The 11,738-nt window shown below is 57.9% G+C and carries 16 protein-coding genes and 2 tRNA genes; 16 read left to right on the plus strand and 2 right to left on the minus strand.

Features of this window, described 5'->3' with window-relative positions:
• Positions 1-517 precede the first annotated feature (517 nt).
• Positions 518-592, minus strand: a tRNA-Thr gene (locus ACR0AJ_RS19455).
• 83 nt (positions 593-675) lie between these two features.
• Between ACR0AJ_RS19455 and ACR0AJ_RS19460 the strand changes: the two genes are divergently transcribed.
• The 9 genes from ACR0AJ_RS19460 to ACR0AJ_RS19500 all read left to right on the plus strand — a co-directional run bounded on the left by ACR0AJ_RS19460 (position 676) and on the right by ACR0AJ_RS19500 (position 6,472).
• Positions 676-831 carry a hypothetical protein gene (locus ACR0AJ_RS19460; RefSeq protein WP_170350212.1) on the plus strand — a complete coding sequence of 52 codons (156 nt, stop codon included), beginning with the start codon at positions 676-678 and terminating at the stop codon, positions 829-831.
• 6 nt (positions 832-837) lie between these two features.
• Complete coding sequence (murA, locus tag ACR0AJ_RS19465; RefSeq protein WP_170350213.1) at positions 838-2,106, plus strand: UDP-N-acetylglucosamine 1-carboxyvinyltransferase; 1,269 nt, start codon at positions 838-840, stop codon at positions 2,104-2,106.
• Positions 2,103-2,579, plus strand: a complete 477-nt coding sequence (locus ACR0AJ_RS19470) for a DUF2948 family protein (protein ID WP_170350214.1) — start codon at positions 2,103-2,105, stop codon at positions 2,577-2,579. The genes murA and ACR0AJ_RS19470 overlap by 4 nt, the downstream gene beginning before the upstream one ends.
• Entirely contained in the window at positions 2,580-3,098 is a 519-nt protein-coding gene (locus ACR0AJ_RS19475) for a GNAT family N-acetyltransferase (RefSeq protein ID WP_170350215.1), read from the plus strand.
• A 60-nt stretch (positions 3,099-3,158) separates the two neighbouring features.
• Positions 3,159-4,457, plus strand: coding sequence for a histidinol dehydrogenase (gene hisD / locus ACR0AJ_RS19480; RefSeq protein WP_170350216.1), 1,299 nt, complete (start codon positions 3,159-3,161; stop codon positions 4,455-4,457).
• Positions 4,458-4,549: 92 nt separating this feature from the next.
• Complete coding sequence (locus ACR0AJ_RS19485; RefSeq protein WP_170350217.1) at positions 4,550-5,029, plus strand: UPF0262 family protein; 480 nt, start codon at positions 4,550-4,552, stop codon at positions 5,027-5,029.
• A 3-nt stretch (positions 5,030-5,032) separates the two neighbouring features.
• Positions 5,033-5,485 (plus strand): arsenate-mycothiol transferase ArsC, encoded by a 453-nt coding sequence (locus tag ACR0AJ_RS19490; protein ID WP_170350218.1) that lies wholly within the window; start codon positions 5,033-5,035, stop codon positions 5,483-5,485.
• 2 nt (positions 5,486-5,487) lie between these two features.
• Positions 5,488-5,886 (plus strand): ketosteroid isomerase-related protein, encoded by a 399-nt coding sequence (locus tag ACR0AJ_RS19495; protein WP_170350219.1) that lies wholly within the window; start codon positions 5,488-5,490, stop codon positions 5,884-5,886.
• Positions 5,879-6,472: a GNAT family N-acetyltransferase gene (locus ACR0AJ_RS19500; RefSeq protein WP_480741676.1), complete on the plus strand. Its 594-nt coding sequence runs from the start codon at positions 5,879-5,881 to the stop codon at positions 6,470-6,472. The genes ACR0AJ_RS19495 and ACR0AJ_RS19500 overlap by 8 nt, the downstream gene beginning before the upstream one ends.
• Positions 6,473-6,565: 93 nt before the next feature.
• Here the strand turns inward: ACR0AJ_RS19500 and ACR0AJ_RS19505 are convergent, their stop codons facing one another.
• Positions 6,566-6,886 (minus strand): hypothetical protein, encoded by a 321-nt coding sequence (locus ACR0AJ_RS19505; RefSeq protein ID WP_170350221.1) that lies wholly within the window; start codon positions 6,884-6,886, stop codon positions 6,566-6,568.
• A 306-nt stretch (positions 6,887-7,192) separates the two neighbouring features.
• On the opposite strand from ACR0AJ_RS19505, the gene ACR0AJ_RS19510 reads away from it, so the two are divergent.
• From ACR0AJ_RS19510 to ACR0AJ_RS19540, 7 genes are all read left to right on the plus strand, one after another.
• The gene (locus ACR0AJ_RS19510) at positions 7,193-8,068 is read left to right on the plus strand and encodes a carbon-nitrogen hydrolase family protein (protein ID WP_480741678.1); all 876 of its coding nucleotides are present in this window, start codon (positions 7,193-7,195) and stop codon (positions 8,066-8,068) included.
• A 91-nt stretch (positions 8,069-8,159) separates the two neighbouring features.
• Positions 8,160-8,378 carry a translation initiation factor IF-1 gene (infA, locus tag ACR0AJ_RS19515; protein WP_005978431.1) on the plus strand — a complete coding sequence of 73 codons (219 nt, stop codon included), beginning with the start codon at positions 8,160-8,162 and terminating at the stop codon, positions 8,376-8,378.
• Between the two features lie 11 nt (positions 8,379-8,389).
• Positions 8,390-8,968: a Maf family protein gene (locus ACR0AJ_RS19520; protein WP_480663103.1), complete on the plus strand. Its 579-nt coding sequence runs from the start codon at positions 8,390-8,392 to the stop codon at positions 8,966-8,968.
• Positions 8,965-9,987: a ribonuclease E/G gene (locus ACR0AJ_RS19525; protein WP_170350224.1), complete on the plus strand. Its 1,023-nt coding sequence runs from the start codon at positions 8,965-8,967 to the stop codon at positions 9,985-9,987. Before ACR0AJ_RS19520 ends, ACR0AJ_RS19525 begins: the two co-directional genes overlap by 4 nt.
• Entirely contained in the window at positions 9,984-10,166 is a 183-nt protein-coding gene (locus ACR0AJ_RS19530; protein WP_170350225.1) for a DNA gyrase inhibitor YacG, read from the plus strand. The genes ACR0AJ_RS19525 and ACR0AJ_RS19530 overlap by 4 nt, the downstream gene beginning before the upstream one ends.
• Positions 10,167-10,245: 79 nt before the next feature.
• Positions 10,246-10,320 (plus strand) — tRNA-Phe (locus ACR0AJ_RS19535).
• A 61-nt stretch (positions 10,321-10,381) separates the two neighbouring features.
• Positions 10,382-11,560 carry a DUF6538 domain-containing protein gene (locus tag ACR0AJ_RS19540; RefSeq protein WP_480647878.1) on the plus strand — a complete coding sequence of 393 codons (1,179 nt, stop codon included), beginning with the start codon at positions 10,382-10,384 and terminating at the stop codon, positions 11,558-11,560.
• Positions 11,561-11,738 lie beyond the last annotated feature (178 nt).

Below are 11,738 nucleotides of genomic sequence, written 5' to 3' on the forward strand. Positions count from 1 at the left end.
GAGTCATTCGCAGCAAAATCAATTGTGATTTCAAAGATATTGCCTAAGGTCAGCTTTGCGTTTTGTACGCGCGTACTTAGCGCAATACATCTTGGTGTCCGCTATGGACTAAGAGCGGTCATTGCCTTGTGCTAAGTGGATGGCGGCTCTGTCCGCACCTCGGACGTAGCTCCGTCTTGTGTGAACGTCCCCTGTCGGGCTGAAGCGGGCATTCGTCCCGAGCCCCCAATTCGACAGCCTTCAAAGAACACCTAGAGCTTTACTTAAGAGAGGATGGTCCTTTGAAAATCATGCCCGCAAAGTCGGCGAGCCTCAATGGTACACGCAGGGCTGACTGAGGGGGTAGGCCGGGGGGCGGGTTCGTCAGTTGGGTGCAGCCTATCATCGAATGCTCAAGCCAATCGGCGCAACGTAGCCATCGGATGAGGAATCCTGTGCGATGGCCCCCATGTGGTCGCCATGTGGTCGCCTGTCCCCTATGGGGGCACGCCGACAATTCTATAAGTCTTTGATTTTATGGTGCTGCTGGAGAGAATTGAACTCTCGACCTCTCCCTTACCAAGGGAGTGCTCTACCTCTGAGCTACAGCAGCGCTGTGGGCGGGTGATTAGACGCAAACGAAACAGGGCGCAAGGGTCTCTGGACGGTTTTTTTCACCTCCTGTAGAGAAAGATTATGGCAGATAGAAATACACCCAAAAAACATGGCAAATCCGCGGACGCTCGGGAAGAGCGGCTGAAGGCGGCGCTGAAGGCGAATATGGCGCGGCGCAAGGCGCAGGCCAAGGCGCGCGCAAGCTCGGATAACGATGCCGAAAAGGACGAGGGATAAGAGCAGATGGATTCGATTCTGGTGACGGGCAATGGGCCGCTGAACGGTCAGATACCGATTGCGGGGGCCAAGAATGCGTGTTTGACGCTGATGCCCGCAACCTTGCTGAGCGAAGAACCGCTGACGCTGACCAATGCGCCGCGGCTGAGCGACATCAAGACCATGACACAATTGCTGCAGTCTTTGGGGGCTGAGGTGTCGTCGCTGCAGGACGGGCAGGTGATCGCGATGTCGAGTCATGATCTGACCAGCCACACTGCGGATTATGAAATCGTGCGCAAGATGCGTGCGTCCAATTTGGTGTTGGGTCCGATGCTGGCGCGGTTGGGGCAGGCGGTGGTTTCGCTGCCTGGCGGTTGTGCGATTGGCGCGCGACCCATGGACCTGCACGTTGAGGGGCTTGAGGCGCTGGGCGCTGAGATCGAGCTGAAGGACGGCTATCTGCACGCCAAGGCATCCGGCGGGTTGAAAGGCGCAGTCCACGAGATGCGTTTTGCATCGGTGGGTGCGACCGAAAACATCGTCATGGCGGCCACATTGGCCAAAGGCACCACGGTTCTGAAGAACGCCGCGCGCGAGCCTGAGATCGTCGATCTAGTCGAGTGCCTGCGCAAGATGGGCGCACAAATCTCGGGCGAGGGGACCTCGACCATCGAGATTCAGGGCGTTGATCGCTTGCACGGTGCAACCCACCAGGTTGTGACCGATCGGATTGAGCTGGGCACCTATATGCTGGCCCCGGCCATTTGCGGTGGTGAGGTAGAGTTGCTGGGCGGTCGCATGTCGCTGGTTAACTCCTTTGCTGCCAAGCTCGACGCGGCGGGTGTCAGCGTCACGCAAACCGAAAAGGGTCTGAAAGTGGCGCGCAAGAACGGGCGCGTGACCTCGGTGGATGTGGTGACCGAGCCTTTTCCGGGGTTTCCGACCGACCTGCAGGCGCAGATGATGGCGTTGATGTGTACGGCCGAAGGCACCGCGGTATTGGAAGAACGCATCTTCGAGAATCGCTTTATGCACGCCCCTGAACTGGTGCGCATGGGCGCGAATATCGAAGTGCATGGCGGCACGGCCACTGTTACAGGTGTGGATCAGCTGAAAGGTGCGCCGGTGATGGCAACGGATCTGCGGGCCTCAGTCTCGTTGATTCTGGCGGGTCTGGCAGCTGAGGGCGAAACCACGGTCAGCCGGGTCTATCATCTGGACCGCGGATATGAGCATGTGGTGCGCAAGCTGGAAGGCGTGGGTGCAAAAATAGAACGGATCAAGGGCCAATGACAGACGCAAGTTTCCACGACGGGCGCGAGGCCCCTCTGAATCTGGGTGCCGAGGATGCAGAGGATCTGCAGGTGATCTCGACCCTGGCGCAGGATGCGGTATTTCCTGTAACCGAGATAACATGGCAGCCCTCGCAGCGCCGGTTCGGCCTGCTGCTGAACCGTTTTCGGTGGGAAGATAAGGATGCCGCGACACGCCGTGATCGTCCGTTTGAGCGGGTTCAGGCGGTTCTGGTGTTCGATTCGGTGCTGTCGGTGGCCAGTCAGGGCATCGACCGCAGGGATAAGGAGATGGTGATGTCCCTGCTGTCGATTGATTTTGAGGCAGGCGAGGACGGAGCGGGTCAGGTTTTGCTGACGCTGGCAGGGGATGGTGCCATCCGACTGAAGGTCGAAGCACTGGACGCCACGCTCAAGGATGTGACGCGGCCGTACAAGGCCCCTTCGGGTCAGGCGCCGCATCACCCCGAATAGATGCAGAACAAGCGCGGCATTTCACAGGCATTCTCGCAATTTCCGGCTGGAGTATCCCTGCGCCGCGCAACCGTTTTTGATGTGTTCGATCTGAGTCGGGTGTTGATCCGATCGATCACCCAGCTTTGTGTCGCGGATCATCGGGGCGACCCACAGGCCATCGCGCATTGGACCGCAAACAAGGACCCTGCATCCATCCGGGGTTGGATCGTGGCGGGTGCGCACATATGGCTGGCCGAACATGCAGGGCAGGTTGCCGCCGTGGGCGGTTTGCGCGACGACGAAATCACGCTGCTGTACATTGACCCGGATCACACTGGTCATGGCATCGGGACCGTCCTGCTGCACCGGCTTGAGAAAGACCTGATTGCCTCAGGTCAATTCGATGCCAGACTAGAGGCGACAAAAACCGCGCAGGACTTTTACCGGCGGCACGGCTGGCAGGCCACCGGGCAATGTGGCGCGCGTGGCGACGTGTCCTGTTTCGCGATGCGCAAATCGCTGCACTCAAAGGACTAAGGGTTGAGGCCAACTCATCCCGGCGATATGTCCCCATCAAACGCCCCGGAGTGCCTGATCATGCCCGTTTTCCTTGATACCACGTCGTCCGAGTTCGAATCCGCCTTTCAAGCGCTGTTGTCGGCCAAGCGCGAGGACAGCCCGGACGTAGACGCCACCGTAGCGCAAATCATCGATGATGTGCGCAGCCGGGGCGACGCGGCTGTGATAGAGTTGACCGCCAAGTTCGATCGGCTTGACCTGACGCCCGTTACTTTGACCTTTTCCGCAGAAGAAATCGACACTGCGGTTGCGCAGGTTTCGGATACGGACCGCGCTGCGCTGGAACTGGCCGCCGAGCGCATCCGCGCCTATCACGAAAAACAGATGCCTGAGGATCATCAATGGACCGACGAAGCCGGGGCGACACTGGGTTGGCGCTGGTCGGCGGTGTCGGCAGCCGGGCTTTATGTGCCGGGCGGGTTGGCCTCGTACCCCTCGTCAGTTCTGATGAATGCAATTCCGGCCAAGGTGGCGGGGGTTCAGCGGTTGGCTATTACGGTGCCAACGCCAGACGGGCAGGTGAATCCACTGGTCCTGTTGGCCGCGCGGCTTTCCGGAGTCGACGAAATCTATCGCATCGGTGGCGCGCAGGCGATTGCAGCGCTGGCCTATGGCACCGCATCCATCGCGCCAGTGGACAAGATCACTGGCCCGGGCAATGCCTTTGTCGCGGCGGCCAAGCGCCGAGTGTTCGGCAAGGTCGGGATCGACATGATTGCCGGTCCATCTGAAATCCTCGTGATCGCGGACAAGGATAATGACCCCGATTGGATCGCGTTGGATCTGCTTAGCCAGGCCGAACATGACGAAAGCGCCCAGTCGATCCTGATCACCGATGATGCCGACTTTGGGCAGGCAGTGGCGCAAGCGGTTGAGAAGCGACTTGAAACCTTGCAACGCCGCGCCATCGCAGGGGCCAGCTGGCGCGACTTTGGGGCAATAATCACCGTGCGCGATTTGGATGAGGCCGCCGCCCTGTCCAATCGCATTGCGCCCGAGCATCTGGAGCTGTGCGTCGCCGATCCGGTCGGGCTGAGTGAAAAAACCATCCATGCGGGTGCGATTTTCCTGGGCCAGTACACGCCCGAGGCCATCGGTGATTATGTTGGTGGCCCAAATCACGTGCTGCCCACCGCGCGCTCGGCCAGGTTCTCATCCGGTCTCAGCGTGATGGATTTTCTAAAACGTACCACGCTCAGCCAGATGACGCCCGACGCGCTGCGCGCTATTGGCCCTGCGGCGGAACAACTGGCGCAATCCGAAAGCCTTGAGGCGCACGGTCTGTCGGTGACGGCCCGCCTCAACGGGCTGAATTGATGCAAAGACCTATGGCACGTGGCGTTTCTGTGCGTTGCTCAATGAAAACCAATGCTATAGGTCTGTGCTGAACTGAACGGACCACACGCGACATGACCCGCATTTCACATATCGAACTGGATGATCGAAACCTGCCGCCGCCGACCCCCGAGATCGAGCAAGAGCGCAAGGTCGCCATCTATGATCTGCTGGAAGACAACAGTTTTACCCTTCCTCAACGGGATGGGCGCACGGCGCCGGACGGGCCGTATCACGTGCAACTGTCGATCCGTGAAAAACGTCTGGTCTTTGACATCGCCACCGAGGCCGAGGAAAAAGCCGCCGAGTTCCACCTTTCGCTTGGCCCGTTCAAGCAGGTGGTCAAAGACTATTTTCAGATCTGCGAAAGCTATTTCAATGCGGTCAAGAACCTGCCACCCAGCCAGATCGAAACCATCGATATGGCCCGGCGCGGAATTCACAACGAAGGCAGCCGCGTGTTGCAGGAGCGGCTGGAAGGAAAGGCGGATATTGACACAGACACCGCCCGCCGTCTGTTCACGCTGATTTGCGTGTTGCATTTTGGGGGCTGACGCGTGAAGCCTTTGCCGCAGTCGGTCCTATTTTGTTGCGACCACAACTCGGTCCGGTCTCCGATGGCCGAAGGTATCATGAAGAAATTCTATGGTACCGGCACCTATGTACAGTCTGCTGGCGTCCATAACGACCTTGAGATTGACGGGTTTTGCATTTCCGTTTGTCACGAGATCGGCGTCGAGCTGTCCCGGCATCGCTCGCGGTCCTTTGATGAGATGCAGGAATGGGGCGACGATCTTAGTTCCTTCGACCTGGTCGTGGCTCTGTCGCCCGCCAGTCAGCGTCAGGCGCTGGAATTGACACGGGTTTTTCATCTGGATGTCGATTATTGGCCAATAATGGACCCTACTGGACTGGGCGAGAATCGCGAACAAAAGCTACATCACTACCGACAGACCCGCGATCAGATCATCAAGCATCTGAAAGATCGCTGGGGCGAACCTACGGAGTGACCATGAACCAGACCGTCCAAACCTATTTCGATGCCTTCAACGCCGGCGATGTAGAGGGCATGTTGGCCTGCCTGTCCGAGGATGTGGCCCATCACGTGAACGAAGGTCAAATTCGTGTCGGGAAAGAGAAATTCACGGCCTTTTGCGATCATATGAACCGCTGCTATCGCGAGAACCTGACTGATATCGTGGTTTTCGAGGCCAAGGGCGGCACACGTGCAGCGGCCGAATTCATCGTGAACGGCACCTATCTGGAAACTGACGAGGGCCTGCCCGAGGCCCACGGTCAGACCTACCGCCTGCCAGCGGGGTCGTTCTTTGACCTTAAGGATGGCAAGATCACCCGCGTCACCACCTTCTACAATCTTGCAGACTGGACCAAGCAGGTGTCCGGTGGCTGAGGTCACCGCCGTCCGCCCCCTGACCGGTGCGGCGCTAGAGGCCGCTCTGGACGATGTGGCGCGCTTGCGGATCGAAGTGTTTCGGGCGTGGCCCTACCTTTATGATGGTGATCTGGCATATGAGCGGAAATATCTGCAATCCTATCGTGACAGCGACAAAGCAATTGTCGTCGGCGCCTTTGACAGCGATCGCCTGATTGGCGCGTCAACCGGGGCACCGCTGACTGACCACGCCGACGATTTCGCGGCGGCGTTTGAGGGCACCGGGCTGGATCTGTCGCAGATCTTCTACTGCGCGGAATCCGTTTTGCTGTCCGATTATCGAGGTCAGGGCGTTGGCCATAAGTTTTTCGATCTGCGTGAGGAGCATGCCCGCGCACTGGGTTTCAGCAAATGCGCCTTTTGCGGCGTACAGCGCCCGGCGGATCACCCGATGCGGCCCGAAAACTACCGGCCGCTGGACGCCTTCTGGCGGGCGCGGGGATATGAGCCGCTGTCAGGCGCCGTCGCCCAGTTCTCGTGGAAGGATATCGGGGAAAAAGGCGAGACGCTGAAGCCGCTGCAGTTCTGGATACGGGATATCTAACAGACGGTGCTGACCCGTTAGCATGTAGCAATCCCGCAAATTGGCCGGCCTTTCCGATCTTCAGGGGAAACTGATGGTCGCCAGAACGAAGTGCTATGCCTTCTTTTCCCACCCTCGCTTTACGCCAGCCAAAATTGCTGGTCCTGCTTCTGCAGTTGGCACAATTTCCATGATGTCATTGTGAAAAAGCGGCCAGAATTGCGCACAGATCCCAATTACTTCGGCTTTGGAGTCCGCCTCAAGGAGAACATAGCCCTCAGTATTGCTTATCCAACCTGTGAATTTGACTGGGCCTTCCCCTTCCACAAGTTCGCTGGCGTCGCCGACCATATCGGTCCACGCAGCGATCTCCCCCTCGCGGTCTTTTGGCCATGCCGCCGCCGAGCAAGTGAAGTGATTAATGTAATGAGGCATGTCAATTTCTCCCGTTATGAAAAACCCTAAGCATCGGTTGAGTGTTACACAGTCTAACACCGCCAGATTACGCTCCGGTAAGGTGCTTTACAATTTTGCCGACAGCGTCCGATTTGACAGCTTGGTAACGTTGCCGAAATTTGTTAATGCAAATCTGGACAGTAATGCAGGTTTATTGGGTAGTCCAAACCAACTCTGTACTGGGTAATTTGCGGGCTGGCGCGCTTACTTTTGGTTCAATTGAGCTGTACAGGCTATCCATTTGCAATCTACTGTCGCGTGACCAAAAGAACTGGGTTTCAAAAAATGAAAGTCGCAACCGCTGCCTATAACCTCGATTGGCTCGACAGTTGGGCGCAGTATGAGGACAAGCTAGGCCGCTGGGTCTCAGACGCCGCCGGACAGGGGGCTGAGTTGCTGGTCTTTCCTGAATACGGTGCGATGGAGTTGTCGACATTGGATGGGGTCGACGTCGCGGGCGATCTTGAGCGTTCGATCCGGGCAGTGTCTGATCGGATGGAAGCGGCGCAGGTCCTGCATCAGCTTCTTGCGCAGGAATACAAGATCTACATTCTGGGCGCGTCGGCCCCGATTGTGGATGGGCCGGGCCGACCGGTAAACCGTGCAGCACTGTATGCGCCCGATGGTGGGCAGGATCATCAAGACAAACAGATCATGACCCGCTTTGAGCGCGAAGACTGGGATATCGCGCCGGGCGGACCGCTGAAACTATTCGATACCGCGTTGGGCAAGATCGGCGTGTTGATCTGCTATGACAGCGAATTTCCCCTGTTGGGCCGTGCGCTGAGCGAGGCCGATCTGATCCTAGTCCCCTCATGTACCGAGGCTTTGGCAGGCTATTGGCGGGTTCGGATCGGCGCGATGTCACGGGCGCTGGAAAATCAATGCGTTACGGTGATGGCGTCTCTGGTCGGGGACAATGACTGGTCCGAGGCGGTGGACAAGAATACCGGCACCGGCGGCATTTTCGGCCCACCCGACAAGGGGTTTCCTGCGACTGGTGTGTTGGCCGAAGGCGCTTTGAGCCAGCCGGGATGGACCTATGCGGATATCGACCTTTCAGCAATTGCCGAAGTTCGCACCGACGGGCATGTTTTGAACCGCACTCATTGGGAGGAGCAGTCGCCGCGAGTCGATTCCGTCACATTATCGCGCCTTTAGGTGATTCTGGCCTTGAAATAAGCCCAAAATGGGCTCATTTAAGCGCACATCCCCGTAGATTCTGCGGGTGCAACGTAATGATGGAGACAACATGGCCAAGGAAGATACGCTCGAATTTCCCGGTGTCGTGAAGGAACTCCTGCCTAATGCGACGTTTCGGGTCGAGCTGGAAAACGGCCATGAGATCATCGCACATACGGCAGGCAAGATGCGCAAGAACCGCATCCGTGTTCTGGCCGGCGACAAGGTTCAGGTCGAGATGACCCCCTATGATCTGACCAAGGGTCGGATCAACTACCGCTTCAAGTAACGCCTGCCGCAATGGCGTTTATCTTAGGATCGGGCAGCCCACGGCGGCTGGACCTGCTGGCCCAGCTTGGCGTGCAGCCCGATGCAATTCGCGCCCCCGACATTGACGAAGCGCCTTTGAAAGGCGAATTGCCAGTGCCTTACTGTAATCGTATTACACGGGCAAAAGTGCAGGCTATTCAGGCGGATAGCGATGATGTCACCCTGTGTGCGGATACGACCGTCGCGCTTGGCCGTCGCATTCTGGGCAAGCCCGAAGATGCGGGGCAGGCGGCCGAATTCCTACATGCGCTGTCCGGTCGGCGGCATCGCGTGATCACTTCGGTCGCTGTGCGGCGTGGGGATCGGGTGTTGCAACGTGATGTGGTCTCGCAGGTCAAGGTCAAGCGCCTGTCGGACGTTGAGATTAATGCCTATCTGGCAACCGGAGATTGGCAGGGCAAAGCAGGTGCTTATGCCATTCAAGGTCCGGCCGGGGCGTTCATTCCCTGGATTTCAGGTTCGTTCACCGGCATCGTAGGGTTACCCCTGTCTGAAACTGCCGCCCTTTTGCAGGGTATCGGCTATCCCTTGTATCGTGAGGTGTCATGAAGGGCCGCACCATCGTTCTGGATCATATCGACAACCGCGAAGCTGCCGCCTTAATGGTGGATGGCAAGCTGGATGATTTCCTGATCGCAGGGGGTGCCCCCGCACCGGGCACGATCTACCGCGCCCGTGCCGACCGCCCCGTCAAAGGGCAGGGCGGCATGTTCCTGACAACTCCCGACGGTCCGGCCTTCTTGCGGCAGGTGAAGGGATTGGCCCCGAGCACCCTGATGCTGGTGCAGATCACTGGCTATGCAGAGCCGGGCAAGGCGCTGCCGGTCACAGATCGCATCCTGTTCAAAAGCCGCTATGCGATTGTCACACCCGAAGCGCCGGGCCTGAATATTTCACGCTCAATCCGTGACGAGGACGAGCGCGACCGTCTGCTTGAGATTGCGCATGACTGCATGGACGGCAGCACTTATGGCCTGATTCTGCGCTCTTGTTGTCTGGGTGAAGATGCGGGCGAGATCGCCGAGGACATCAACGCCATGCTGGCCCATGCCGATCAGGTTTTGAATGATCCGGGAACCGAACCCGAACTGTTGTTGGAGGGCGATGGCCCTCACGTTCTGGCCTGGCGCGACTGGACCGACCCGGCCGAAGTGGTGACGCAGGACGGAAGCTTTGAAACACAGGGCGTGTTAGATGCGTTGGACGAGGTGCGCGGTATTTCCGAGCCGCTTCCGGGCGGCGGGCACTTGTATATTCAGCCCACACGCGCCCTGGTCGCTGTGGATGTAAACACCGGATCCGACACCTCAATGGCCGCCGGAACCAAGGCGAACTTCGCCTGCGCCAAGGTGTTGGCACGTGCGTTGCGCGTGCGGGGTCTGGGCGGGCAAATCACCTTGGACCTTGCCCCAATGCCCAAGAAAGATCGGCGCGGTTTTGAATCAGCCCTGCGCGCCGCATTCAAGGCAGATGGAATTGAAACCACCCTGGCGGGTTGGACACCATTGGGCCATTACGAACTGCAACGCAAACGCGGCCGTATTCCACTGACGGAGGTGTTGAAATGAGTTGCCCGATCTGTGGTGAAGACACGGTAACCAAGTTCCGCCCCTTTTGTTCAAAACGCTGTGCTGACCTCGATCTGGCCAAGTGGTTGAACGGCTCATATGCGGTTCCGTCGCAGCGGGAAGAGGACTTGGACACGGATGGATCCGAAGGTCAAACCGAGCAATCGCGTCCACACTGAAAAAATCTGAAAAAGCCTCTGGACACTGCCTGTGGCAAGTCATAGAAGGCCTCCACCCAACGATGAACATCGTTCCCGTGCCCGGGTAGCTCAGGGGTAGAGCAGTGGATTGAAAATCCTCGTGTCGGTGGTTCGATTCCGCCCCCGGGCACCACTTTCTCAGGTAAACCCTTGGTTTCACTCCAGCTTTTAACAGCGGGTTGGAGCCGTAGACCATGTCAGAGACCATTTCACCCAAGTACACCTTCGTGAAGGAGGGTGTTTTTTACTTCAGTCGCCGCATCCCCAAGGAGCTTTGCCGCTACTACTCGTCTTCTCGGATCGCATTTTCTTTGCGTACTCACTCGGCAAACGTAGCGGCGGCGAGAGCAAGAAGAGCGGCTGATCAACTGGATGAGTATTGGTTTCATCTGAGGTCGCAGGATACAGAACTGCCTGGAAAGCACATGTTGCGTCTTGGCGCAGACAACTCCGCCGTAACACCAGTTGTTCTGAACGAAACTTCTGCTGCCTCTGTACTGTTGTCTGAGGCAGTCGAGATTTATCGTACACAGAAGGGCCAAGGACGCCCCTTGACGTTTCACCGGGGCGCTCAGAGAGCGTGTGGCTACGTGATTGATGCCTGTGGCGACAAACACCTCGAAGTTTATTCCAAGGCGGACGCGAACAAGTTCCGCGACGCACTCATCGCGCGTGGTCTCGCCGGTAGCAGCCTCACAAGGATTTTCGGTACAGTCAGAGCCGTTACCAACTTCGCAGCGAGTGAGCAGGGGCTTTCGCTGCACAACCCTTTCTCTGGAGTTTACTACGACCGCTCCGCTGGGGTCTCTGGCCGCAACCCATTGCCTAGAGAAGCGATAGTGACCGTTCAGGCGAAATGCAGGGAACTTGATGATGACTTGCGTTGGTTGGTGGCCTTGGTTTCAGACACAGGCATGCGGCTTGCTGAGGCTGCTGGGCTGGTGAAAGAGGACTTCATGTGTGCGGACGATGGTTCTCTCTCAGTCCGCGTTCGCTATCATCCTTGGCGTCGTTTGAAGACGCAGGACAGTGAGCGTGATGTACCACTTGAAGGACACGCTAGATGGGCAGCGCAGCGCATACTCAAAGAAGCTGGCTCGTCTCAGTTCGCATTCCCAAGATACAACAGGTCCGATACTACAAATGCCAATGCGGCTAGTGCCGCCTTGAACAAGTGGATGAGGGAACTTGTCCCAGCGGGATACACCATGCACGGTTTCAGGCACTCAATGCGGGATCGTCTAAGAGCCGTAGAGTGTCCGGCAGACGTGGTCGATCAGATCGGAGGCTGGCGCACAGATGGTGTAGGCCATTCCTACGGGACAGGTTACCCGCTTGAGGTTCTCAGAAAGTGGATGAAACAGGTAACCTGAGCCGACATGGTCTACGGCTCCAACCTGCTGTTAAAAGCTGGAGTGAAACCAAGGGTTTACCTGAGAAAGTGGTGCCCGGGGGCGGAAGTTCTGCTCCCGTTACAGGCACTTCTTCAGCCGGTCTCTCCAGCAAAACAAGGGGTATGCGACGGGCTGTGTCGCTGTCAACAGGCACCAT

This window comes from Ruegeria sp. CJ9 (genome assembly GCF_056536625.1).